Below are 22,537 nucleotides of genomic sequence, written 5' to 3'. Positions count from 1 at the left end.
CTACCGTTGCACGGCTCCCGCCCGCATGCGACCCAGCCACCCGGCGGCCTCGGCGAAATCGGGGTCGGCCGTGCCGCGCTTGATCTGCGTCGGCACCTTGTCGGCCCGCGGATAGCTCCCGAGGAAGCGTAGATCGCCCGAAATGCGGTGGAGCCCCGAGATGGCCTCTCCGACCCGCGCCTCGGCGATGTGCCCTTCGCAGTCGAAGTGGAAGAAGTAGCTGCCGATCCCGTCACCGGTCGGACGCGACTCGATGCGGGTCAGGTTGACGCCGCGTACGGAGAACTCGGAGAGCATCTCCAGCAGCGCGCCCGCGTGGTCGTCGCGCAGGAAAGCGACCATCGACGAACGGTCGGCGCCGGTCGGCTCGGGGAGCGCCCCGGGCGGCGCGACCCGGACGAACCGGGTCACGGTGTCGTTGCGGTCGCCGATGTCGGAGGCCAGCTCGGTCAGGTCGTAGATCTCACCCGCGATGGCCGGGCCGATGGCGGCGTCGTAGGGCGACTCGGGGTTGGCGATCTCCTGGGCCGCGCCGGCGGTCGAGGAGGCGTGGACGACCACGGCGCCCGGGATCTCCCGGTCGATGAACTCACGGCACTGGGTGTGCGCGGCGGGGTGGGTGAAGATGCGCTTGATCTGCCGCATCTCGGTGCCCGGCCGGACGAGCAGGGAGAACTCGACGGGGAGCAGCAGTTCGGCGACGATCAGCAGCGGCTCGCCCCAGGCGAACTCGTCGAGCGTCTGGGCGATGCCGCCTTCGAGCGAGTTCTCGAGAGGCACGACGGCCCCTTCGGCCTCGCCGTTGCGGACCGCGTCGAGCGCGGCCCTGACGTTGGCGCACGGCAGGCGCTCGGCCTCGGGCGCCAGTTCACGAAGGGCGGCTTCACAGAAGGTGCCCTCGGGGCCCAGATAGGCGAGCTTTGACATAACACCAGGTTAGCCACAGTCGAGGGTGGTGTATGCGGAACTACACGACTTCAGCGGGCGGAGTTGCTCCAGAGCCCTCCGGCGGGTCGCAGCAGGTCACCGTCGGCCGCCTCGACTTCGGGCCCCAGCCCGAGCCGCGCGGCCCGCACGGCCTGCTCCTCTTCGGGAGAGAGGGGCTGGAGCCCCTTGCCTCCCCTTAGTGCCCTGACGTAGGTGCGGGTTTCGGTCCGCCCGTTGATCGACGTGAGCACGATCCCGTCGCCCAGCCCGTTGATCAGCGCGACCGAGAACGACAACCGGCCCGTCATCTCCTCCAGGGCGTCGTAGCGGAACACGGCGACGTCGCGGATCGCCTTGGTGTCGACGACCCCCTCGACCGCCGCCCGCCTGGCCAGCACGTCGAGACAGTCTTGGACGGCGGCCCGCGCGTTGCGCAGCGAGTAGAGCCCGATGACGACCCCGGTGAACCCGGCGAGCAGCCCGACGATCACGAAAGCGGTAACCAGCACGCGACCGAGCGTAATGGCGCGGTCACGATTTCGCCCGGCTTCGGGCAAGGACGAACACCAGCGCCATCGCTCCCAACCCGAAGGCGTTCTGCACGATCTTCCCCAGCGCCGGCGACAACACGGGGATCTCCCACATCTTGATGTAGGCCCCCCACCATGGGATCGGCAGCACGTAATAGACCCAGGTGGCCGACCGCCGCCTGAATCCGGGAAGCGCGGCCAGCACGACCACGATCCAGGCGAGATGGTGAATCCAGGCCACCGGCGAAAGCAGCACCGCCATCAACCCGGTGAGCGCCGTCGCGGTGAGAACGTCGCCGCCGAGGTAATGGCGGCGGGCGGCGCGGAAGCCGTACCACCCGATAAAGGCGACGGCGGCGAGCCAGAGCACGGTGGTCAGCGCGTCGGGCCAGTAGAGCCGCAGCAGCATGCCCCGCATCGACTGATTCGTGGTCGCCGTATTGGCCCCGAGCCTTTCCGAATCGAGCAGCGCCCCGAACCAGAAGTCGACCGCGTCCTGCGGAATCACGAGAAACGGAATGACCGTGAGAAGGGCCGCCGTTCCCGATGCCGTGAGGAACGTTTTCATTTCCTCATTCCGGTACGGCTTCCGCCACGCCACCAGCAGCAGGAGGATGAGAAACACGCCCGGCGTGAGCTTCACCGCCGTCGCGATGCCGATGAGAATCCCGCGCGGCCACCAGGGCCGTTTGACGACGACGTCGAACAGGCACAACGCGACGAGGAACAGATCGACCTGACCGAACCTGATCTGGTCGCGGATCGGCATCAGGTAAAGGCATGCGATCGTGACCAGCGGCAGCCATTTCCGCTGCTCGGGAAAGGCCACCCAGACGACCGCCACGAGCGTCGCGACGATGGCCGCCGTCCAGACCCACTGCAACACCGGCCACGGCATCAACGCGAGCGGCACCGCGAGCATGGCCGAAATCGGCGGATAGGTGAACGGAAGCAGTTGCGGCGCCGGCGTGACCACGCCATAGACGGGAAGCCCGTCGAGGAGCGCCTGCCCGCCGAGCCGGTAGACGTCGAGATCGACGAGCCTCTGGTCATCGGGGTTGGTCAGCCAGTAGTGCACGAGCGGCGCGGCCGCGGCCAGCACCAGCAGCACTCCCGCCAGCGGCCACCAGGTCGTCCGACTCCGCGCAACGCTTCCCACGACGAGGCAGGCTACCGTTTAGCCCGCCGACGGACCGCAGGGAAGGAGACCCCGTGCACAGACCCGCCACGACCGAGGCCGCACGGGGAGCGCGGATCCGCACGACCGTCTGGGGGCTGCTGATCGCCGTCCTGGCCGGAGTCTTCTGCCTGCCGGGAACCGCGTCCGCGGCTCCCCGGGGCCAGGTGGTGATCATCGGTGTTCCGGGGCTGGAGTGGGCCGACCTCAGCCCTTCGCGCACGCCCCACCTGTGGAAACTCGCCGAGAGCGCCGGAGACGCCTCGTTGTCGACCCGCGCGGTGCCGCTCGAAGGCCGGGGCATCACGTGCCCCGTCGCCGGTTGGCTGACCGTCTCGGCCGGGCAGCGGGCCGCCTCCCCGGGGTGCGAGCCGCCCGTCCGGCCCAGGGGCGCCACCGTGCCCGACTGGCAGGCGCTCGTCGACCTTCAAAGCCAGTCGTCGTTCCAGGCCCGGATCGGCAGCCTCGGACAGGCGGTCAAGGACGCGGGCGGCACGACCGTCGCCGTGGGCCCGGGGGCACTGCTGGCCGCGGCCGACCTGTCCGGGAACACCACCAGTTACTTCGAGAGCATCGCCGATCTCGACCCCAGCGGCTACCAGCTCATCGTCACCGAGGCCCCGGAGATCTCCGACGCCTGGCTCGCCGGCGGCATGAGCGACCGGGGAAGAGACCAGGCCGTCGCCGCCGCCGACACGACCGTCGGGGCGATCCTCGCCAAGGTCCCTCAAGGGGCCACGGTCCTGGTCGGAGGCGTCTCGGACGCCCGCGCCGGCGCCCATCTGCACGTCGCCATGGCCAGTGGGCCCGCGTTCGGGACGGGCCTGCTGACCGCGTCGTCGACCCGTCAGGTCGGCCTGGTCACCATCACCGACCTGACCGCGACCGCCCTGACCTCCCTCGGCCTGCCCGTCCCCGACGGCGTCGTGGGCCGCGCCTGGACCTCGACGAGCCAACCGGCCGACCCTCGGGCCCTGGCCGACGACGATCTCGCCAGCCAGGTTCTCAGGGACGTGCGGGAGCCGTTCTTCTTCGCGCTGGTCATGATCCAGGTCCTCTTCTACGCCATCGCGTCGGTGATCATGCGCCGCCAGGTCGTCGCCGCCGGACGGGCCATGATGATCGTCGGCGTCGTCAGCGGCGCGGTGCCGATCTCGACGTTCCTGGCGCAACTCGTGCCGTGGTGGAGCGTCGCGCATCCGATGCCCGCGCTGATCGGCACGATCCTCGGCTTCGCCCTCCTCATCGCGGGCGTCGCGTTCGCCGGGCCGTGGCGGCGCGACGTGCTCGGGCCGCTGGGCGTCGTCGCCGGGGTGTCGTCGGCCGCGCTGCTGCTCGACGTCATGACGGGCTCTCATCTGCAGGTCAACGCGGTCACGGGCTACGAGCCGGTCACCGGAGGCCGGTTCTACGGCTTCGGCAACATGGCGTTCGCGGTCTACTCGACCGGCACGATCCTGTTCCTGGCCGCCGCCGCGCACTTCATCCGCCGTCGTGCGCTCGCCTTCGCCTTCTGCCTCCTGTACGGCCTGCTCGCCATCGCCGCCGACGGCTGGCCCTCGTGGGGGGCCGACTTCGGCGGGGTGCCGTCGTTCGTGCTCGGTTTCGCGGTGTTCCTGCTGCTCCTGGCGGGCCTGCGGGTGTCGGTGACCCGGCTGGCCCTGATCGCCGTGGGGGGCGCCGCGTTCATCGCGGTCATCGCGCTGGCCGACTGGTCGCGTCCACCCGAGCAGCGCACCCACCTGGGCGCGTTCGTCCAGCAGGTCATCGACGGCGAGGCCGGCGGGGTGCTGGCGCGCAAGCTCGGCGCGATGCTCGGCACGCTGGGGAACTGGCCGCTGACCCTGCTCTCGCTGGTCGCGGTGGCGTTCCTGTTCCTCGTGCTGGCCCGGCCGCGCCAGATGAAGGTCGCCGCGCTGAGCGTGGCCTATGAGCAGGCCCCGGAGTTGCGGGCCGGGTTGATCGGCGCGCTGACGGCGGCGTTCGTCGGATTCCTGATCAACGACTCGGGGATCGCGATTCCGGCGATGGCACTGACAGTGGCCGTACCGCTGACACTCGCGGCAGTCGTACGAGCAGAAACACCACCACTCCCAGCAGCAGCCACGGAACGACCTGAGACCTGACCACGTCCACCAGCCACTCCGACCCGGTGGGCTGGTCGAACTGCCGCGCGGGCAGGTAGGCCAGCGACAGCAGCGAGATCCGGGCGACCATGACGTAGTCGAGCCACGACCTCGGCACGAGCGCGAGCAGCGCGAACGCGAGCCCGTCATACCAGGGCAGCGCGTAGGCGGCCGAGAACAACCAGGCCACCGCCAGCGCCACCGCGACCCGTGGCGCGTCGAGCGGCGCGAGCGCGCGCAGCAGCAACGCGGCGAGCACGGCGAACAGGATCAGCGAGCCGGCCTGAATCCAGACCTGGTAGGAACCCGGCCCGACCGCCGTCTGGAGCCCTGCCTTCACCACACTCCACGGCGTGGCGAGCGAGACCATCTTGCTGGCGTTGAAGACCTGGTCGAACGAGCGTGCCCCCGCGAGCCAGTAGGCCACCCCGGACACCGCCAGCGCGGTCGCGGTCACCAGCGCCAAGCGGCCCAGGTTCCGCCGCGACTCCCAGGCGACGCCGAGCGCGACCACCCCGACGGTCACCTTGGCCGCGACCCCCAGGCCGAGGAACACACCCTTGAACCGGGTGACCAGCGCGGCGACCACCAAGGCGATGGCGAGCGTGTCGGCGTGCACGCCGGCGACCAGGTGGTAGACGACCAGCGGATTGGCCGTCCACAGGACCACTCCCCGCGACCCCAGCATCCACGCGACGGCGAGGAAGGCGGCGGCGTTGACGAGCGCCATCACGAACACGGTCAGCCGCACCGAGTCGCCGCCGACGAAACTGGCGAACGCCTGCACACCGGTCGTCACCGGCCCGTAGACGCTCGGCGTGGCGGCCCACTCCTCGACCGCCCCGAGCACGGGGTCGGCGGGGAATCGGTCGGGCGTGACCGAATAAGGGTCATGCCCCAAAGTCACGAGCCGGCCGTAGGCGGCGTAGTTCAGATGGTCGGACGACCCGATCGGCGGCAGGAAGGCGAGCAGCAGGACGGCGGCGACCCCCAGCCACCGCAGCACCCGCAACGAAGGAGCGCCGTAGAGCCCCAGCAGCACCCCGGCCGTCCCCACGACGACCACCGCCGCCGCCAGCCCGATGGCCGTCCACCCGGGCAGCCCCGCGTCGACGAAGAAGGGCACCCACCCGGCTCCGGTCAGCCGGGGCTGCAGCGCCGACGGCCCCAGCAGGGCCAGCAGCACCGTCAGCCCAAGGGCCGCCGCCACACACCCGACGGCCAGCCTGCCCGCAGCCACACGCTCCACGCCGAGAAGCCTAGAGGCGCACCCCGTGCGTCAACCCTGCCGACGGGCAGCCTGTGGACAACTCCAGGCCTGTGGAAACCTCGCCGCCCGAGACGGCCGCCCATCTGCAGGCGGGTCATTCAGGTGCCGATACACCGAAATTTCGGGCGCGCAAGCGCCCGCTGATCCTCCTCGGCGTCATCGCCCGATCCGAACTCGGCCCCGCATCTCGCGGACAGAGGCCGTCACAGCCCGCATGAACAAGCCCTAAGGACGAGTCTGTGGCCGGAAGTTCTCGATCGTCTCCATCGCCTTGACCACGGTGGGCTCCCGGGCCGCCAGCGCCCGCGACACATCTCGCAGTTGCTTGGCCCGGTGCAACTGGGCACGCCAGTCGGTGCCGGTGGCCCGGTGGGCCATCTCCACCTCGACCTCGACCACCCGGAACCCCTTCCGGACGAGGTCGATCGTCAGCCCGGTCTCCACGCCGAACCCCGCCGCCAGCGGCCGGGCCGCGTCGAAGGCCGCGCGGGTCAGGCAACGTTGTCCGTTGAGGGGTTGTGCCGGGTCGAACCCGGTCAGCCGTTTGATGCCGTCGCGGGCGACCCGCACCACGACGCCGTGCCCGCCGAGCTTCACCCGGGTGGCGAAGGTCGCGATGGTCATGTCGGCCGTGCCGTCGCGAACGGGCGCGATCAGGGGGGCCGCCGCGGCGGCCGTCTCACCGAGGTCGGCGTCGAGGAAGAGCAGGTGGCAGTCTTCGTCGAGCAGCCGCACGGCCTCGGCGCCGCTTTCCATGGCCGCGGCCTTGCCCCGGTTGCGGCTGTGGCGCACGACACGGGCGCCGGCGGCCCGCGCCGCCCGTCCCGTCTCGTCCGACGAGCCGTCGTCGACCACGAGGACGAGCGAGACGCCGGGCAGGCGGAGAGCGGCGGTGACCGTCGAGGCGATGCGGTCGCCCTCGTCTTTGGCCGGGATGACGACCGCGGTGTCCGAGCGGGGGGAAAGGTTGCTCATCCGGTCGGGTTGGCCAGCTCCGCGGGCACGCTCTCGTGCACGGTGAACACCGAGTCGAGACCGGTCACCTGAAGGATCTTGCGGACCGCCGGACGTGGCGCGGCCACCTCCAGCACGCCGCCGCGTTCCTTGAGCCGCTTGAGAGCGGACAGCAGCACGTTCATGCCGGTGGAGTCACAGAACTCCACGCCGGACATGTCGATGACGACCCGGTCAAGCGCGGTCTCTTCGAGCACTCGGGTGAACTCCGACTGCAGGCGAGGCGCGGTATAGAGGTCGATTTCTCCGATTACGGCCATCACAGCGTGACCCGCATGCGATCGAGTCGAGACTTTGAGCTCCACAGCGCGCACACTAGCGCCGGTCGGGCGCTGGGTCACGTTCCTCTGGGATTACCGAAGAGTCGTCCGCCCTTTGTCCCCGATTTCGGTCCCATGTAAACGCAGAGTGCGCGAAGCTTGACGCTATGGAACCGGCTCCCGCCGGAGCCGAAGGAGGAGCGGCGCTCATGAACACGGAACTTCCTGAAGATCCACAGAGACGTCGGCTTCGTGAGCGGCTGGAAGTCATCCAGATCCGCACCGACAAGGCGAGTTCATGGCGTGACGCGGTCAGACCTCTGCGGTTTCTGCTCAACCGTGAGGGCTTCGTACCGATCAAGACCCGGCTCGCCTCGACCGACCTCGACTTCCTGGAAGCCTCGCGCGACGATCTGCTGGCCTTTTCCGAGTTGTCGCTGCGGTTGATCGATCTCCACCAGCCGCGCGACGCGGGCGGCATCACGAGTGACACGGCCCATCCGATCCTGCGCTGCCGGAGTTGCATGTGGCGCTGGCCGTGCCCGACGTTCCGGGCGATCACGGAGGCCTTCTCCATCGGTCACGACATGGGTTCGTAGCGGTAGCCGACCCCCCAGACGGTGATGATGCGGCCGGGGTCGGTCGGGTCGCGTTCGATCTTCTCCCTGAGCCGGCGCACGTGCACGGTCACCGTCGAGGAGTCGCCGAAGGCCCAGCCCCAGACGCGGTCGAGCAGGTCGGTGCGGCTGAACGCCTGGCGGGGGTTGCGCAGCAGGTAGACGAGCAGGTCGAACTCGCGGGCGGTCAGGGTCACCTCCGCGTCGCCCAGACGCACGTGGCGGGCTCCGACGTCGACCACGAGGTCGGCGTCGCGGAGCACCCCGGTTCCGGCCGGGACGATCGATCCACGGGCTCTGCGGAGCACCGCGGCGACGCGCAGGGCCAGTTCGCGGGGGCTGAAGGGCTTGGTCACGTAGTCGTCGGCGTCGGCGTCGAGGTCGACCAGGTCGATGGCCTCGCCGAGGACGATCACGGGGACCGGCCAGCGGGCGCGCAGCTCGTGGCCGACGGCGAGCCGGTTCATGTCCAGGATGAGCAGGTCGGGCGGGCCGGTGAGCTCCACGGGATCACGCCTGACCTCGTGTCCGTCGCGTTCGAGATAACGCGCGACGACCTCGGCCACGGCGGGGTCGTCGTCGACCACGAGAATGACGGTCACGCTCCAAAGACTAGGTCGCACGGCGATCGCCGAACGCGTAGTTTGTTGGCCATGACCCGTACTGTTCTTGCGGTCGTGGGGATCTTCCTCGCCATCTGGCTGGTGATCGGATTCGTCATCCCCGCGCTCTTCGCGACGCTGAAGTTCCTCCTTGTCGTCGCGCTGATCGCGGCGGTCGTGGTCGGTGTGATCACGTTGGTGGGCAAGAAGTAACACATGTTCGTCCAGGCCCTGCTCGGCGTGCTCGCGATGCCCGGTGGCATCGCGTTCCTCGCCGTGCTGGGCCTGCTGCTCGTCGCGTGGGCGCTGCGGCTGCTGTCCGCGGCGCCCCGCGCCGCGCAGGCGCCGCTCGGCGCGGGAGTCGAAGCCGTTCTGGTACGGCTCCGCCACCCGAATTCACCAGGCCGAACACGGTCGAGAGCACCAACAGGAAACCCGGCGCCCCGCTGATCGCCATTGATCGGCAAGGGCGCCTTCGTCGTGTCTGAAAACTGACGAAAGGTTCCTGAATCGTGTTCGACTTCATCTTGGGCCCGGCCTACGACGCCACGGCGGCGCTGGCCGGTCTCGTCGGCGCCGCGCCGGCGATCGTGTTGCTGACCCTGCTCGTCCGGCTCGCCCTGCTTCCCCTCGGGATCCGCCAGGCGAAGCTCCAGCGCATCCGCCGGAAGCTGGCCCCCGACCTGGCGAAGATCCAGAAACGCCACGCCAAGGACCCGGAACGCATGGCCAGGGAGGTCCGGTCCCTCTACGCGGGCGCCGGCACCTCGATGTTCGCCGGCGTCGGCACGGGCCTGGCCCAGACTCCGTTCGTGTTCGTGCTCTACAACCTGTTCACCCACCCGGTGATCGCCGGGCAGCAGAACGTCCTGATGACCCACAGCGCGTTGTCGGTGCCCCTGAGTGAGCACCTGGGGGCGGTGATCGCCCATTCCGGGTTGTTCGGCGGGCCCGCCCTGGTGTTCGTCGGCCTCCTGGTGCTCATCGCACTGGTGGCGTGGCAGTCGTCCCGACTCGTGATCGGGACGCCTGAAATGCCCGGAAGCGGGCTGTTGAAACTGCTCCCCTACGGGACCGTGCTCGCCGCCGCGTTCCTGCCGTTCGCGGCGGGCGTCTACCTGCTGATCAGCACCGCATGGACGACGACCGAACGGCGACTACTCGCCGCTTAGACGACTTCGCGCAGTGCGCTGATTTCGGACTCACCTGACTGCCCGTTTCGGGCAGGCTGCGGGGCGTGGACGATGGCCCATACGGTCGTCGTCTCGCCCTCGTGGCGTACTCCCCAGCGCTCTGCGAGGAACTCGACGATGCCGAGCCCCCGGCCCCCCAGAGAGGAGAGAGTAGGCCGTCCGGCACGCGGCTCGGTGGTCGCCCCACCGTCGCTCACGGCCACTTCCACATGTCCGTCACCACAGGCCCATGTGACTCTGAGCTGCCCAGACGCGAGGGGGTGTGCGTGGCGCAGGGCATTGCTCAACAGTTCGCTCATCACCAGGACCGTGTCGTCGACCGCCGCTTCGAAAACCCCGGAAGCGAGCAGGTCGGCGCTGAGGCGTTGACGCGCCACAGCCACGCTCGACAGAGCGTACGGCAGCATGACGACGCTCGACGCACTCACCTCCCCGTTCTCCCGAACCCCCTGAAGATGGTCACCCCAGTAAGACCGAAATGCCCCGTTCGCTGACCGTGGAAACCGAGCACTGATCACAGCTTGTGCACTTTGGACAATAGGTCAGCTTCGGTGTTACCCCGGTCTTACCGCCCCGGTGTGTCGGGTGCGGTGACAAACCCCTCTCTGCGCAGCACGAACTGCATACGTGTACCACCCTCGGGCCGGGGCAGTGCGGCCACCTCCCCCCCTTGGGCCCGCGCGAGGCTCCGGACGATGTAGAGCCCGAGCCCCACCCCGCCGAACCGGCGGCGGTCGCCGCTCTCGCCCTGCACGAACCGTTCGAAGACGCGCTCCCGGTCGGACGGGGCGATGCCGATGCCCTCGTCGTCGACCGTCAGGACCACCCGGGACTCCTCCGACCAGGCCGAAACCTGGATGAGACCCCCGTCGGGGGAGTACTTGAACGCGTTCTCCAGCAACTGGTCGAGCAGTATGTCGGTGGCGAGCGCGTCGCCGCGTACCAGAGGAAGGTCGTCGGGGACCCGCACCTCGACGCGGTGGCGGTCGGACAGGACCGGCAACCCCAGGGTCGCGGCGCGCACGCGTTCGGCCAGGTCGAAGGCCTCGTCGCGGACCGACGGCTCGGCGGCGCCGGCGCGGGCGCCGAGCAGGAGGTGGTCGATCAGCCGCCCGAGCGACTTGGCCCGTTCGGCGATCGTGTGGACGTGGGCCCGCCGGTCGCCGTCGGAGAGCTTGTCCCACCGGTCGGCCAGCGTGCTGGCGAAGCCGGTCACGACGGTGATCGGGGTGCGCAGTTCGTGGCTGGTGGTGGCCAGGAACAGGTCTTTGGCCTCCTCCAGCTCCTTGGCGCTGGTGATGTCGCGGAAGTCGGCGACGATCTCGCCGGTCTCCGGGATGGTCGCGCAGAGCACGTCGAGCCAGCGGCCCGATTCGAGCTGGAAGGTCAGCTTCTCGCCGGGGGCGGGCAGGTCGAAGGGCGGCGGCCTGCCGATCACGTCCTCGTAGGCGTAGCCGGTCAGCTCGGCCGCCTTGGGGTTCCAGCGCATGACCGTGCCGCTCTCGCTGAGCACGGCGATGCCGTCGGCGCTGGCGTCGAAGACGGCGCGTTCGTGCGCCCGCTGCCGGACCGCGTCCTGGTAGGCCACCGCGTTGCCGACCGCGATCCCGGCGTGCCCGGCGAGCAGTTCGAGCAGTTCGAGCTCCACGTGGCCGGGCTTGCGCCGGGCGAACAGCGCGTAGAGGGCGCCGTAGGGCCGCCCGCCGACGGCCGCGATGCCGACGGCGATGGTGTGGAGGCCGTCGAGCTGGGCCCAGATGAGGTCCTGGAGGCCCTCGGGCCCGGTTTCGAGGATGACCGGCTTGCCGGTGCGCAGCAGCTTGCCGACCAGGCTGCTGCCCAGGTCGGCGGTGGCGCCCTTCATGCCCTCGGGCAGCCGGTGGGAGCTGACCAGCCGGAGCTTTTCGCCGTCGATCAGCACGAACCCGCCCGCGTCGGCGCCGGTCAGCTCGGTGAGCGAGCCCGCGATCCGGTCGAGCACCACGTTCTGGTCGAGTTCGGCGTTGATGTCGCCGACGACGTCGGTGAGGCGGCGGACGAGCTGGGCGCGGCGGACCGACCGGGCCCGCGCGGCCTCGTTGTCGTCGCGCTGGTGGTAGACGCCGACGTAGCCGAGCAACGCGCCCGAGGGTGTGCGCAGCCCGCTGATGTCGGCCTGCACCTCGATCAGCGTGCCGTCGCGCCGGAACCTGCGGGTTCTGAGCTGTACGGCGCCACCCGTGCGCACCCGTTCGAGCACCGCGTTGTGCTCGGCCATCAGCTCCTCGGGCACGAAGGGCGGCCGGCGGCCGATGATCTCGTCGGCGGGCCAGCCGAACAGCCGCTCCGCGGCCGGATTCCACGTGACCACCGACAGATCGCGGTCGAGGGCGACGATGGCATCGGCCGCACTGGCGACTACCGCCCGCGCGATCCCTTCGTCCTCGTCGTCACGTATGTCCCAGTGGTCACATTCCACGGGTCCATCGTGCCGCTTTTCCGATCGTGATCATGGCCTTTTCCAATGCTCCGCTACGCTGCCCTCGAACCCGGGGAAGGGAAGTGCATGGACGCGTCGGCCGCATCGGGCGACCTGGAGGCACTGCTCCGGGTCACCTCGCCCACGTACGTAGGGGAATCCGCACCCGACATCGCCTTCGGCACCCACGAAAGCCCGGCCGGCCCGCTCGTGCTGGCCGTGACCGCGCGAGGTGTGATTGCGGCCACATTCGACGACGAACACGCCGTCTACGAACGGATCTACCGCGAGGTGGGGTCGTTCATCGGCCACGACCCCAAACGCCTCGACCCGCTGAGGCGGGAGATCGACGCCTACTTCGAGCGCCGGCTGCGGACCTTCACCCTCCCGTTCGACCTCCGCCTCGCCACGCCCTTCGCCCGCAGCGTGCTCCAGATGATCACCTCGGTCCCCTACGGCACGACCACCACCTACGCCGAGGTCGCCGCCCGCATCGGCCGCCCCCAGGCGCTGCGCGCGGTCGCCAACGCGGTCACCGAGAACCCCGTCTGCCTTCTGGTCCCGTGTCACCGGGTGGTCGAGGGACCGGGGTCGCCGGGGGCTTACGCCGGTGGAAAAGCGGCCAAAGAACTGCTGCTGAACATGGAAATCGCTTAGCGCAACGGGTCTGTCCCCACACGGTAAACCTGTGATCACTCAATGTGATAGTAATCTCACGCCGGGCAATCACCAGGTCACTAGTGGGGAGTGGTCATGCTGGGGTTCATCGTCGCCGTGGGGTCGGCGATCGCCGTGGTGGCACTGTCGGCGTTCCTTTTCAGGAGGTTCGGCGCCGGGAGTGAAGACTCCGACCCGGGCGGCCCGTCGGTCGGTCACGCCGGGTCGATGTTGTCGGCGCTGTTCCTGCTGGTCTTCGCCATCGCGATCGTCGTACCGTGGACGACCGCCGACTCGGCCCGGCAGAACACCTACACCGAGAGCCAGTCGGCCGTGGAGGCCTACTGGGCCGCCGACGAGCTGCCCGGACCGGCCGCCGCGCAGGTCCAGGCCGGTCTGCGCGACTACGTCGGCTTCGTGGTCGACCAGGAGTGGCCGCTGATGGCGAGCGGTCAGCTCAGCCCCGAGGGCACCACCCGCCTGAACACGCTGCGCACCCAGGTGTCCGGTCTGGTCGTCGACGGCGAAGACCAGGAAGACGCCAAGGCGGCCGTCATGGACCAGATCTCCCAGCTCAGCTCGTCGCGCCGGCAGCGCGCCGCCGACGCCGGGGCGACGCCGCCGACGATCCTGCTGGTGCTGACCGTGGTGACCGGCCTGATCGTGCTGGTCTTCCCGTTCCTGGCCGGGGCCCGGCCGAAGGGGATGGCGCTGCTGCCGATGCTGGCCATGGCGGCGCTGCTGGGGGTCGGCATCTACATGGCGTTCGACATCGTCCACGTGTTCGACGGAGGGCTGGCCGTCAAGCCCGACGCGTTCACCAGCGCACTGGCCGAATTCGGCCGCATATCGGGGTTGAGCTGATGAAGAGCCGGATAACCGCCGCCACGCTCGGCTTCCTGATGCTGGCCACCCTGTCGGTGGCCTCGGCCCCGGCGGCTACGGCCGACGACATCCTCGGGGTGGGCCTCGACGTGGGGCCGGGCGTGGGCGTGTGCGTCAAGGTCGGGGTGATCCTCGACGTGGAACTCGGGGTCGGCGTCGGCCAGCAGCCGCCGTGCGACCCGCCGCCTCCTCCGCCGCCACCGCCACCTCCGCCGCCCGCGGAGGAGGAACCGCCGCCGCCACCTCCGCCACCGCCGGCCGAGGAGGAACCGCCGCCCCTGCCGCAGGAGCCGGAGGTGGAACCGCCGCCGCCACCGCCGCCCGCGGAGGAGGAGGAACCGCCGCCCCCGCCACCTCCGCCGCCGCCACCCCCGCCGCCTCCGGTGAAGGAGCCGACGCCGAGGGCGGAACGCCCGGCCAGGGTCGTTCCGGTACGTGTCCCCGAACCGGCGCCGACCACCAAGAAGCCGTCTCCGCGTCCCAAGCCGACCCCGTCGGCGACGCCGGAGCCGCGCACACCGAGGGTCGCGGCCGTGGCCACTCCGCCGAAGCGCGACAACCCGCTGAAGTCGGTGTTGTTCATGGTCGTGTTGTCGACCGTGATCGCCTCAGCCGCGGCGGTCGCCTTCACCCGCATCAGATAGACGTCGTGACCGGGCGCCGCGTGAGGCTCCGATCGCCAGCGTGACCAGCGCGGCGACCAGGAACGAGCCGAGCGCGGCGCTCATCCACGGCGCGGGGGCGAACCCGACGGCCTCGCGGGCCGACGTCCAGATCGCCTCCCACCACCCGACGTCGGGCAACGCCCCGAGCATCCACCAGGTGGCGAACCCAAGCAGCCACGGCACCGTCATCAGCCACCGCGACGGCGCGTGGTCGGAGGTGTCCCAGCCGCGCGAACCGCCGAGCAGGAAGTAGTCGACCACCAGCACGGCGAACATCGGCACGAACACCGCACCGATGATCCCCAGGAACGCCGAGTACGTGTCCGCGCTCACGAAGATCGCCAGCAACGTGACCAGCACCCCGATGACGACCGAGAGAACGCGCCGGTCGACCCTCGGCACCAGGTTCTGCAAGGACATCGTCACCGAATAGACGTTCACGAACGACTGGTCGGTCTCGCGCAGCACCAGGATCCCGAAGAAGACCGCGCCGAGCGACGCGGTGACGAACGGGTCCCACACCTGGTTCGTGTCGTTCCCGACCAGTGCCAGCGCCGCGATCCCCAGCGCCAGGCAGGCCACCTGGGCGATCGTGTAACCACCGACCACCCCGCCGAACGCCGCCCGCGAACTCTTCGAGAAACGCGAGAAGTCGGCCGCCAGCGGCACCCACGACACGCTCAGCGCGATGACGTAGTCGACGGCCGGCGTGAACGCCTCCCACGAGCCGGCCGCCAGCGAGGGCCCTCGCGAGATCAGCTCGTACGCGAAATAGATCATCGCCACGACCACGCCGACGGTGACGTACCGCCGCAGGATGCGCACCGCCCCCAGCGGCCTGATCGTGAGCGCCGTGGTGATCAACCCGGCGATGACCACCCACACCTCGTAGGGCACGGTGAGGCCGAACTGGCCCGCGATGGCCTGGGCGCCCTGGGCGATGACCCAGAGCTCGAAGGCCCCCCAGCCCAGCATCTGGATGATGTTCAGCACGCTCGGGAGATAGGAGAGCTTCGCCCCGAAAAGCCCTCTGAGCAGCATCATCGCCGGGGCGCCCGTCTGGGTGCCCGGGATGGCGGACAGGCCGACCATGGCCGTGCCGATGAGACTGCCCACCACGGCGGCCGTCAGGGCCGCGACGAAGCTCAGCGGACGGTCGCCGAGGGGGTTGACGAGCGCGATCGCTCCCGAGAAGCCGAGCAGCGACACCCCGAGGTTGGCCCACAGGGCGCCCTGGTCGAGGAGGCCGAGAGTCTTCGGCGGAGCCTCGTCGAGGGTGAGGGGTGCTTCGGAGTCGACGACGGCGGTCATCACACGCTCCCTACGCCGGCATTACCCGGACAGGTTCATGCGGTCGGCGACGCTGGTCGCCCTCTCAGCCTGGTTACGCCCAAGCTCCCGCGGTCTGAAGTTGAGAACACGCCCGGGATCGACCCCGGCGTGCGGCCTCCATGATGCCCCACAACCGGACAAAGATCTATGCCGGGTGGTCGGTCACCTGTCCGGGGGTCCGGGAGCGGGCCAGCTCCGTGAGCCGGGCCGTGTCCAGCCCGTCGCAGGTGAGCTCCGTCGAGGCGAGCGTGGCGCGGATGACGGGATCGGCGGGTCCCGGCACGGCCACCGTCGCGGTCTGCATCGCCGCCCAGTCGCGGATCTCGTCGATCGACTCCTGCGGCAACTCCGGGGAGTACTGGACGATCAGGGCGTTGTCCCGGAGGAGCAGGTGCTCCAGGCTGCCGCCGTCGGGTACATCGGTGTCGGCCGGCGCGTAGAACGACCGGTCAGGATGGCGCCACTCGGTGTCGCCGGCCGCGGCCAGTGACGTACGCGGCCCTGATTCGCAGGTGACCGCCCCCGGCGGGGAATCGGCCGGGGAATCGGCCAGGGAATCGGCCGGGGTGCCGCACGCGGCGCACAGGACGAGCGCGGCCACGGCCGACGTGAGACAGCGGCGCATCAGTGCACTCCATGATCGGCGCGAGGCCGGTGGCCCGAGGAACTCGGGCCACCGGCGGTGAAACGGGACGGGTCAGTTGACCCGCAGGACCGCCGAGCGCGAGACGATCACGCCGGTCGGGTCCGACGCGCGGACGCGGTACTCGGAGCCGTACAGTTCCGGCGCCGCGGTCAGGGCGAGCGCGAACGAGGTCTGACCGGGCACGTCGGCCCAGTCGGCCGAGCCCGGCGCCTTGACCTGCCACTGGTAGGTGACGTTCTGGCCGTCGGCGGGGGCCGCGAAGACCACGTCGTCACCGGCCCGGTGGGTGGCGGCCGTCGGCTCCGACTGGAAGCGCAGGACGACGGCGTCGTCGGCGAGCACCTTCATCCACTCGGCCAGTTCCTTGGCGCGCTCGCGGATCGGAGTGTTGTCCGGCCCGGTCAGGTTGGCCTTGACCTCCCGGCGCACGACCTTGGCCTGCTCCATGGCCTTGACGTAGTCCTTGACCAGGTAGGCGTTGTACGAGGCGTCGATCGCGCCGTTCAGCGTGGCGGCCAGACCGGCGTCGACCGACCCGTCGGCCACGCCGGCGGCGACCAGCCCGCGCATCTCGATGTGGGTGGAGCAGTTACCGGAGGACGCGCCGGCGGCCCACTTGATGCCCTCCAGGACGTTCTTCTGGAAGATCGGGTCGGCGGTGTTCTGCCAGTTGTGCAGCAGCGCCTGCGTGAAGGAACGGCCACCGTCGTAGTTGGCGCACCACGAGATCGGGTGGTCGGGGCCCTCGATGCGGCCCGCGCTGTTGCCGATGCCGTTCACGTAGGTCGACTCGGTCAGCGTCTGCAGGACGTGCACCTTCTCGCGGGGAAGGAAGCCCCGCCAGTTGTAGAGCTCGTCCATGACCGTCATCTTCTTGGCGAAGTGACGGGTGGCCGGGTGGGTGTCGTCCTCGGTGACCAGCTCGCCGATGACGCAGCCGCCGCAGGTGTTCTGGATGCCGCCGGCGTTGGAGCCGTGGTTGTCGAACTCGCCGCCGACCAGGTTCTTGTACCAGTCCCAGTTGTGCATGGAGTCGGTGGCGCCGTGGATGGCCACGAAGCCGCCGCCGTTGCGGATGTAGGTCTGCAGCGCGGCCTGCTCGTCGACCGTGGCCCCGGGGGTCGTCGTGGACGGCCGGTTGGTGACGAACACGTCGTTGCCGACGCTGGAGACGCCGACCACGGCGTCGTACTGGGACAGGCGCTCGGCGCTCTCGAACGGGTTGCCCGCGACCGACACCTCGGGACTGAGGTAGTCGTAGACGTCGACGTCGAAGGAGTTGGCCCGGCCGAGGTCCTGGATCATCGCCATCGTCAGCGGGATGTGCTCGTGCCGGAAGGCGCCCGGACGGTTCCCGAACAGCAGGATCTTGAACTTGGGCCGGTTGTTCCGCACGGCCTCGCCCGGGGCCCGGAACGGGTAGCGGTCCATGCCCTTGCCCGCGCTCACCGCGACACCGGTGACGACGTCGGGGTGGTCGACGCCCCGCAGTTCCTCGACGAGGTAGGCGGCGTCCTTGACCAGCGAGTCGCGCATGTAGCCCGCGGGGGTCACCTTCGCGGCCAGCGCGCCGAACTTGACCAGCGCCGCCTCGGCGGCGCCGCCCTCGGCCTCGGTCAGCAGCGCCAGCAGCCGGTCGCCGTTGGGCACGGAGACCTTGCCGGCGGTCACGTACCGCTGGACCAGGGCGCGCAGATCGGCGATCGAGGTGGTGATCTCGAAGGTCAGCGTGTACTTGGCGGCGTTGCCGGCGGAGTCGCCGACGTTGACGGCCCAGGTGTGCTCGCCGACGGAGAGGGTGGCCAGGTCCAGCGGCAGGGGGTAGCTCCAGACGCCGTCGATCCACATGTCCCGCACCGCCGCACCGCCCGCGCCGGGGGTGGGGTCGGTACGGGTCGGGGTGATGGACGCGGGCAGCGCGCTGTGCGCGACCTTGCCGTTGGCGATGCCGGGCCAGGCCGCCACCGGCGGCTTGGTGTCGATCCGCACCGTGATCGACCGGGAGGCCGAGGCGTTGCCGGCCGCGTCGACGGCGACGTAGCTCACGCTGCCGTTCCGGTCGCCGCTGATCACGTGGGTGGCCGTGCCCCGGTTTCCGTTCCGCACGGCCGGCACCTCGACGGTGCTGCCGGCGATGGTCACCCGGAACAGGGCGACGGCGTCGTCGTCGGTCGCCGAGAGGTTCAGCGTGACGTCGTTGCCGGTGAACCAGCCGCCGGGGCCGGTGCTGGTGGAGGTCACGTAGGCGTTGTTCGCGACGCCGTTGTAGTTCGGAACGGGGTGCACGGGGGAGAGCGTGGCCACGTCGAGGACGGGCGGGGCGCCGCTCTCGGCGGCGAGGGCCACCCCGGGCGTGCCGACCAGCAAGACAGGCACTGCCAGCAGGGCAGTGGTCAACGTTCGGGTGGTGGGACGTGGGCGAGAGGACGGCATGTCGCTCCTCTTTTCGGGTCGTACAGGAACTCCACCGCGAGTCTGAGCGCCGACCCAATGCCTAACGCGATGAATGTCGGAAGTGTGAGCTTCATCGGGTAGATTTGTCAACGATCTTACGGACTTCTGATTTTCATCGTCGAAAGTTTGCGCCTAAAAGTTTTGCTCGATCTTTATCCTGGTATCGATGAAAATCTCGGCGATCATGGCACTGATCCTGGTCTTGGCGGTGGCGTCCGCTCCCCGGCCCGACGAACGGGACCAGATCCTCGCGTCGGCGTACGCGCTGGTCGGCCGGTATCCCTACTCGTGGGGCGGCGGCCACGCGGGCAGCGCGGGGCCGTCGACGGGCACCTGCAGGGGCTACCGGGGCGAGATCAAGCCCTGCCCGGCCGAGCGGACCACCGGCCTCGACTGCTCCGGGCTGACCCGCTGGATCTACGAGATCGCCTACGGCCACGACGTGCTGGGCCCCGGCACCACCGACGACCACCTGCGCCGGATGCGCCCGGCCCCCGTTCCGGCCCCGGGGGACCTGGTCTTCTTCGGCACGGCCAAGCGCACCCACCACGTCGGCGTCTACATCGGCGACGGCAAGATGATCAACGCGTTCAAGACCGGCACCATCGTCCGCGTCGACCCCGTGAACGCGCTCGACGACCTGCTCGGCTACTACCGGATGTGAAACCGTATCCCCGAGGCCATTAACAGCACGATCACGCCTACTTACTCTCGGTAATCGTCGTCTCACCGAGAGGGAGCCTCATGGATCACTACAGCCGCAAGATGCACAAATTCTTCAGCTTGCTCGACGCCGACGGCGACAGTGTCCTGACCTTCGCCGACTTCACCGCGGCGGCCGGGCGGGCGGCGGCGGCCTTCGGCTGGAGCCCGACCTCCGAGCAGAGCATCGCCATCAGGCAGAGCTACGCCACCCTGTGGCAGGAGGTCTACGCGCCGATGGACCTCGACGGCGACGCCGGCCTCGACTTCCACGAATACCTGACGGCCCACCGCAAGACGATCCTCGGCCTGCCCGACGGCTACCAGCGGGTCCAGCCCGTGGCCCAGGCGTTCCTCCAGCTCGCCGACACCGACGGCGACGGCGTCGTCTCCCGCGCCGAATACGTCGCCACCATGAACAGCGCCTTCGGCCTCCCCGAGGAAGACGGCCAGGAGGCCTTCGACCAGCTCGACACCACCGGCGCGGGCGCCCTGTCCTTCGGCGAGGTCCACCGCGCCGTCGAGGGCTACTTCTGCAGCGAAGACCCGGAGGCGTACGGCTCGGCGCTGCTCGGGCGGATCTGACGTGGGCGGGGCGCGCGACCACCTCCGGAGCCGGCTCGACGCCTTCCATCGAGACCGGGTGACCGCGACCTGGGCCGGCCGCCGGGCGCTCCAGGGCCGCGCGCCCGGCCCGTCCTCGATCGTCCTGACCAGGAACGACTACCTGAACATCAGCGGCCATCCCCGGTTGGTCGACGCGATGGCCCGGTCACTCGACGGGGAGACCGCGCCCCTGCAGGCGGCGCCCTTCCTGCGCGACGACCACCCGCAGACCCTGCTGGAAGGCGCGTTCGCGCGCCACCTGAAGGCGGCGGCCGGGGTGCTCTGCCAGTCGGGCTGGATGGCCAACGCGGGCCTGATCCAGGTGATCGCCGGGCCCGACGTCCCGGTCTACCTCGACCAGCGGGCGCACGCCTCGCTGCGGACCGGCGTCCAGCTCGCGGGCGCCCCCATGAAGATCTTCCGGCACAACGACCCGGTCCATCTGGCGTCCCGGCTCGACCGGCACGGTCCCGGGGTCGTGGTCGTCGACTCGGTCTACAGCTCCCACGGTTCCCGCTGCCCGCTGGCGGAGTTCGCCGAGGTGACCGAGCGGCACGACTCCCTGCTGGTCGTCGACGAGTCCCACTCCGTGGGCACCCACGGTCCCCGGGGCGAGGGCCTGGTGGCGTCAGAGGGCTTGGAGGGCCGGGTGGCGTTCCGGACGGTCAGCCTGTCGAAGGCGATCCCCGGCCGGGCCGGGCTGATCGTCTGCGACGATCCCGGCTTCGTCGACTACTTCAAATACCAGGCCGGCCCGGCCGTCTTCAGCAGCGCCCTGCTGCCCCACGACACCGCGCTGCTGGCCGCGGCCCTGGAACTGGTCGAACACGAAGAAGGCCGCCGGGCCCGGCTACGCGAGCTGACGGCGTGGTTGCGGCCCGAACTGGCCGGGCTCGGCTACGACCTGGGCGGGGGCACCGAGCAGATCATCGCCCTGGAGGTCGGCCGGGAGGCCGACGTGATGCTCCTGCGCGACCTGCTGGAACGGCACGACGTGTTCGGCGCGGTCTTCGTCCCCCCGGCGACCTCGGTCACCCGGACGCTGCTGCGCCTGTCACTCCACGCGGGCCTGACCGACGCCGAGGCCGAACAGATCCTCCATGCCTGCGCGGTGGTCAGAGACGAGGCGGGCATCGCGGGCTGGCTCTCCACCCGCCGCCCGGTCGCCAGAGGTCAGGCCACGTAGGGCGGCTGGCCGCTCTCGCTCTGCATCGGCAACCCCGACGCCGCCCACGACTGCATCCCGCCGCCGACGTTGACGGCCTCCCAGCCCACGTGGTTCAGCCACGTCGCCGCCTGGGCCGACCGGCCGCCGACCCGGCAGATCACGTAGACCGGCTCGCCCTGGGGCACCTCGCCCACCCGGTTCTGGAGCTGGCCGAGCGGGATGTGGGTCGCCGAGGGGGCGTGGCCGGCCCGCCACTCGTCGAGTTCACGCACGTCAAGCAGGTAAGCGCCTTCAGGCACACCGGTCGGTTGCACGTCCCGCAGAGTCATGCGCCCCAGTGTAGGGACAGGTGGTCCCTACTTGAGCAGTTTGCTCATCCGCCGGTCGGCCAGCGGTTTCCCGCCCGTCTGGCACGTCGGGCAGTACTGCAACGAGGAGTCGGCGAACGACACCTCCCGCACCGTGTCGCCGCACACCTCGCACTTCTCGCCGGTACGCCCGTGCACCCGCAGCCCCGACTTCTTCTCGGCCTTCAGGTCTTTGGCGGCGATCCCCCGGGCACGCTCGATCGCCTCTTTCAGCGTGACGACGATGGCGTCGTACAGGGAGGCGACCTGTTCGGGGGTCAGGGTCGAGGCGACCTTGAACGGGGACGTCTTCGCCGCGTGGAGCACCTCGTCGGAGTAGGCGTTCCCGATGCCGGCGATGACCTTCTGGTCGCGCAGCAGGCCCTTGATCTGCGTGCGTTTACCTTCGAGGATGGCCGCGAGGGTCTCGACGGTGAAATCGGGGGTGAGCGGGTCGGGCCCGAGGGAGGCGATCCCGGGCACGTCGCCGGGCGAGGCCGCCACATAGACGGCCAGCCGTTTCTGGGTGCCCGCCTCGGTCAGTTCGAAGCCCGGGGCGACGCCGAGGGGGTCGGGGGCGAAACGTACCCGAAGAGCGAGCGGGCCCTTCCCCGGCCGCACGGGCTTGGCGCCCGAGAGGTCGTCGCGCCAGCGCAGCCAGCCGCCGCGCGCGAGATGGAAGATGAGGTGGATCCCGTCGCAGTCGAGATCGAGGAACTTCCCGTGGCGGGCGACCGTCGTCACGGTGAGGCCGCCCAATGCGGTGATCGGCGGCGAAACGGTCTTCAACGCCGAGAACGCCACCACGTCGACGGCCTGCACGACCTGTCCGACCGCACGCTCCCGCAGGAACTCGGCCAGCGACTCCACCTCGGGCAATTCAGGCATACTTCAGACTACG

General features: G+C 70.0%; 24 protein-coding genes, 1 pseudogene and 1 riboswitch. Of the genes and pseudogenes, 11 read left to right on the top strand and 14 right to left on the bottom strand.

All coding sequences use genetic code 11. The features are described 5' to 3' along the window. From pheA to AW273_RS09405, 3 genes are read right to left on the bottom strand one after another with little or no spacing between them, the layout of a single operon-like run. Positions 1-927 (bottom strand): prephenate dehydratase, encoded by a 927-nt coding sequence (gene pheA, locus AW273_RS09415; protein WP_062347255.1) that lies wholly within the window; start codon positions 925-927, stop codon positions 1-3. 50 nt (positions 928-977) lie between these two features. Continuing rightward, positions 978-1,436, bottom strand: a complete 459-nt coding sequence (locus AW273_RS09410) for a DUF4446 family protein (RefSeq protein WP_062341803.1) — start codon at positions 1,434-1,436, stop codon at positions 978-980. 22 nt (positions 1,437-1,458) lie between these two features. Further along, positions 1,459-2,568 (bottom strand): glycosyltransferase 87 family protein, encoded by a 1,110-nt coding sequence (locus tag AW273_RS09405; protein ID WP_232327230.1) that lies wholly within the window; start codon positions 2,566-2,568, stop codon positions 1,459-1,461. Positions 2,569-2,669: 101 nt separating this feature from the next. Between AW273_RS09405 and AW273_RS09400 the strand changes: the two genes are divergently transcribed. Continuing rightward, a complete protein-coding gene (locus AW273_RS09400) occupies positions 2,670-4,760 on the top strand; it encodes a hypothetical protein (RefSeq protein ID WP_232327228.1) in 2,091 nt (696 codons plus the stop codon). Positions 4,761-5,262: 502 nt separating this feature from the next. On the opposite strand, the pseudogene mptB reads toward AW273_RS09400, so the two are convergent. The 3 genes and pseudogenes from mptB to AW273_RS09390 all read right to left on the bottom strand — a co-directional run. Further along, positions 5,263-5,946, bottom strand: a pseudogene (gene mptB / locus AW273_RS38500) (polyprenol phosphomannose-dependent alpha 1,6 mannosyltransferase MptB); the annotation flags it as partial. 309 nt (positions 5,947-6,255) lie between these two features. After that, entirely contained in the window at positions 6,256-7,005 is a 750-nt protein-coding gene (locus AW273_RS09395; RefSeq protein WP_062347251.1) for a glycosyltransferase, read from the bottom strand. After that, positions 7,002-7,349: an STAS domain-containing protein gene (locus AW273_RS09390; RefSeq protein ID WP_030455225.1), complete on the bottom strand. Its 348-nt coding sequence runs from the start codon at positions 7,347-7,349 to the stop codon at positions 7,002-7,004. Before AW273_RS09390 ends, AW273_RS09395 begins: the two co-directional genes overlap by 4 nt. Positions 7,350-7,513: 164 nt before the next feature. Here AW273_RS09390 and AW273_RS09385 point away from each other — a divergent pair, with 164 nt between their 5' ends. Then, positions 7,514-7,903, top strand: coding sequence for a hypothetical protein (locus tag AW273_RS09385; RefSeq protein ID WP_062347249.1), 390 nt, complete (start codon positions 7,514-7,516; stop codon positions 7,901-7,903). Here the strand turns inward: AW273_RS09385 and AW273_RS09380 are convergent. Beyond that, positions 7,885-8,523, bottom strand: coding sequence for a winged helix-turn-helix domain-containing protein (locus tag AW273_RS09380; protein WP_198168068.1), 639 nt, complete (start codon positions 8,521-8,523; stop codon positions 7,885-7,887). The genes AW273_RS09385 and AW273_RS09380 overlap by 19 nt on opposite strands. Positions 8,524-8,574: 51 nt before the next feature. Between AW273_RS09380 and AW273_RS37815 the strand changes: the two genes are divergently transcribed. The 3 genes from AW273_RS37815 to yidC all read left to right on the top strand — a co-directional run bounded on the left by AW273_RS37815 (position 8,575) and on the right by yidC (position 9,695). Next, on the top strand, positions 8,575-8,736 hold the full coding sequence (locus AW273_RS37815; RefSeq protein WP_197038838.1) for a hypothetical protein: 162 nt from the start codon (positions 8,575-8,577) through the stop codon (positions 8,734-8,736). Between the two features lie 3 nt (positions 8,737-8,739). Then, a complete protein-coding gene (locus tag AW273_RS37110) occupies positions 8,740-8,973 on the top strand; it encodes a DUF6412 domain-containing protein (protein WP_157555657.1) in 234 nt (77 codons plus the stop codon). Between the two features lie 62 nt (positions 8,974-9,035). Next, a complete protein-coding gene (yidC, locus tag AW273_RS09375; RefSeq protein WP_062347247.1) occupies positions 9,036-9,695 on the top strand; it encodes a membrane protein insertase YidC in 660 nt (219 codons plus the stop codon). On the opposite strand, the gene AW273_RS09370 is transcribed toward yidC, so the two are convergent. Further along, the gene (locus tag AW273_RS09370; RefSeq protein ID WP_231515593.1) at positions 9,692-10,144 is read right to left on the bottom strand and encodes an ATP-binding protein; all 453 of its coding nucleotides are present in this window, start codon (positions 10,142-10,144) and stop codon (positions 9,692-9,694) included. The two genes, yidC and AW273_RS09370, sit on opposite strands and share 4 nt — an antisense overlap. 137 nt (positions 10,145-10,281) lie before the next feature. After that, positions 10,282-12,174 (bottom strand): PAS domain S-box protein, encoded by a 1,893-nt coding sequence (locus tag AW273_RS09365; protein WP_157555656.1) that lies wholly within the window; start codon positions 12,172-12,174, stop codon positions 10,282-10,284. A gap of 45 nt (positions 12,175-12,219) precedes the next feature. On the opposite strand from AW273_RS09365, the gene AW273_RS09360 reads away from it, so the two are divergent. From AW273_RS09360 to AW273_RS37105, 3 genes are all read left to right on the top strand, one after another. After that, the gene (locus AW273_RS09360; RefSeq protein WP_232327226.1) at positions 12,220-12,831 is read left to right on the top strand and encodes a methylated-DNA--[protein]-cysteine S-methyltransferase; all 612 of its coding nucleotides are present in this window, start codon (positions 12,220-12,222) and stop codon (positions 12,829-12,831) included. A gap of 96 nt (positions 12,832-12,927) precedes the next feature. After that, positions 12,928-13,695 carry a bestrophin-like domain gene (locus AW273_RS09355; protein ID WP_062347243.1) on the top strand — a complete coding sequence of 256 codons (768 nt, stop codon included), beginning with the start codon at positions 12,928-12,930 and terminating at the stop codon, positions 13,693-13,695. Continuing rightward, a complete protein-coding gene (locus AW273_RS37105; RefSeq protein ID WP_062347241.1) occupies positions 13,695-14,360 on the top strand; it encodes a hypothetical protein in 666 nt (221 codons plus the stop codon). The genes AW273_RS09355 and AW273_RS37105 overlap by 1 nt, the downstream gene beginning before the upstream one ends. Here the strand turns inward: AW273_RS37105 and AW273_RS09345 are convergent. The 3 genes from AW273_RS09345 to AW273_RS09335 all read right to left on the bottom strand — a co-directional run bounded on the left by AW273_RS09345 (position 14,325) and on the right by AW273_RS09335 (position 18,735). Beyond that, positions 14,325-15,692 carry a purine-cytosine permease family protein gene (locus AW273_RS09345; protein ID WP_062347239.1) on the bottom strand — a complete coding sequence of 456 codons (1,368 nt, stop codon included), beginning with the start codon at positions 15,690-15,692 and terminating at the stop codon, positions 14,325-14,327. The two genes, AW273_RS37105 and AW273_RS09345, sit on opposite strands and share 36 nt — an antisense overlap. Then, a riboswitch (TPP riboswitch) is annotated at positions 15,682-15,793 on the bottom strand. It overlaps the preceding gene by 11 nt. Before the next feature lie 65 nt (positions 15,794-15,858). Then, complete coding sequence (locus AW273_RS09340; RefSeq protein WP_062347236.1) at positions 15,859-16,338, bottom strand: hypothetical protein; 480 nt, start codon at positions 16,336-16,338, stop codon at positions 15,859-15,861. A 72-nt stretch (positions 16,339-16,410) separates the two neighbouring features. After that, complete coding sequence (locus AW273_RS09335; protein ID WP_198168067.1) at positions 16,411-18,735, bottom strand: ThuA domain-containing protein; 2,325 nt, start codon at positions 18,733-18,735, stop codon at positions 16,411-16,413. A 244-nt stretch (positions 18,736-18,979) separates the two neighbouring features. On the opposite strand from AW273_RS09335, the gene AW273_RS09330 reads away from it, so the two are divergent. The 3 genes from AW273_RS09330 (at position 18,980) to cqsA (ending at position 21,307) form a co-directional block, all read left to right on the top strand. Next, positions 18,980-19,477, top strand: a complete 498-nt coding sequence (locus AW273_RS09330) for a C40 family peptidase (protein WP_062347233.1) — start codon at positions 18,980-18,982, stop codon at positions 19,475-19,477. Positions 19,478-19,557: 80 nt separating this feature from the next. Beyond that, positions 19,558-20,100, top strand: coding sequence for an EF-hand domain-containing protein (locus tag AW273_RS09325; protein WP_062347232.1), 543 nt, complete (start codon positions 19,558-19,560; stop codon positions 20,098-20,100). 1 nt (position 20,101) lies between these two features. Next, the gene (gene cqsA, locus AW273_RS09320) at positions 20,102-21,307 is read left to right on the top strand and encodes an alpha-hydroxyketone-type quorum-sensing autoinducer synthase (protein ID WP_062347230.1); all 1,206 of its coding nucleotides are present in this window, start codon (positions 20,102-20,104) and stop codon (positions 21,305-21,307) included. Here cqsA and AW273_RS09315 read toward each other — a convergent pair. Both AW273_RS09315 and AW273_RS09310 read right to left on the bottom strand, forming a co-directional pair. After that, positions 21,295-21,618, bottom strand: coding sequence for a rhodanese-like domain-containing protein (locus AW273_RS09315; protein ID WP_062347228.1), 324 nt, complete (start codon positions 21,616-21,618; stop codon positions 21,295-21,297). The genes cqsA and AW273_RS09315 overlap by 13 nt on opposite strands. Before the next feature lie 27 nt (positions 21,619-21,645). Further along, positions 21,646-22,524, bottom strand: a complete 879-nt coding sequence (locus AW273_RS09310) for an Fpg/Nei family DNA glycosylase (protein WP_062347226.1) — start codon at positions 22,522-22,524, stop codon at positions 21,646-21,648. Positions 22,525-22,537 lie beyond the last annotated feature (13 nt).

It is taken from the genome of Herbidospora yilanensis (assembly GCF_001570565.1).
GTDB lineage: Bacteria > Actinomycetota > Actinomycetes > Streptosporangiales > Streptosporangiaceae > Herbidospora > Herbidospora yilanensis.
The sequence above is the reverse complement of the archived record's forward strand: the minus strand, read 5'-3'. Positions and strand labels throughout refer to the sequence as shown.

Coding starts and splice junctions, on each gene's coding strand:
- AW273_RS37105 (WP_062347241.1), top strand. CDS start 13,695: ATGAAGAGCCGGATAACCGCCGCCACGCTCGGCTTCCTGATGCTGGCC.
- AW273_RS09345 (WP_062347239.1), bottom strand. CDS start 15,692: ATGACCGCCGTCGTCGACTCCGAAGCACCCCTCACCCTCGACGAGGCT.
- AW273_RS09310 (WP_062347226.1), bottom strand. CDS start 22,524: ATGCCTGAATTGCCCGAGGTGGAGTCGCTGGCCGAGTTCCTGCGGGAG.
- AW273_RS37815 (WP_197038838.1), top strand. CDS start 8,575: ATGACCCGTACTGTTCTTGCGGTCGTGGGGATCTTCCTCGCCATCTGG.
- AW273_RS09325 (WP_062347232.1), top strand. CDS start 19,558: ATGGATCACTACAGCCGCAAGATGCACAAATTCTTCAGCTTGCTCGAC.
- pheA (WP_062347255.1), bottom strand. CDS start 927: ATGTCAAAGCTCGCCTATCTGGGCCCCGAGGGCACCTTCTGTGAAGCC.
- AW273_RS09355 (WP_062347243.1), top strand. CDS start 12,928: ATGCTGGGGTTCATCGTCGCCGTGGGGTCGGCGATCGCCGTGGTGGCA.
- AW273_RS37110 (WP_157555657.1), top strand. CDS start 8,740: ATGTTCGTCCAGGCCCTGCTCGGCGTGCTCGCGATGCCCGGTGGCATC.
- AW273_RS09395 (WP_062347251.1), bottom strand. CDS start 7,005: ATGAGCAACCTTTCCCCCCGCTCGGACACCGCGGTCGTCATCCCGGCC.
- AW273_RS09385 (WP_062347249.1), top strand. CDS start 7,514: ATGAACACGGAACTTCCTGAAGATCCACAGAGACGTCGGCTTCGTGAG.
- AW273_RS09360 (WP_232327226.1), top strand. CDS start 12,220: ATGCTCCGCTACGCTGCCCTCGAACCCGGGGAAGGGAAGTGCATGGAC.
- AW273_RS09315 (WP_062347228.1), bottom strand. CDS start 21,618: ATGACTCTGCGGGACGTGCAACCGACCGGTGTGCCTGAAGGCGCTTAC.
- AW273_RS09330 (WP_062347233.1), top strand. CDS start 18,980: ATGAAAATCTCGGCGATCATGGCACTGATCCTGGTCTTGGCGGTGGCG.
- AW273_RS09340 (WP_062347236.1), bottom strand. CDS start 16,338: ATGCGCCGCTGTCTCACGTCGGCCGTGGCCGCGCTCGTCCTGTGCGCC.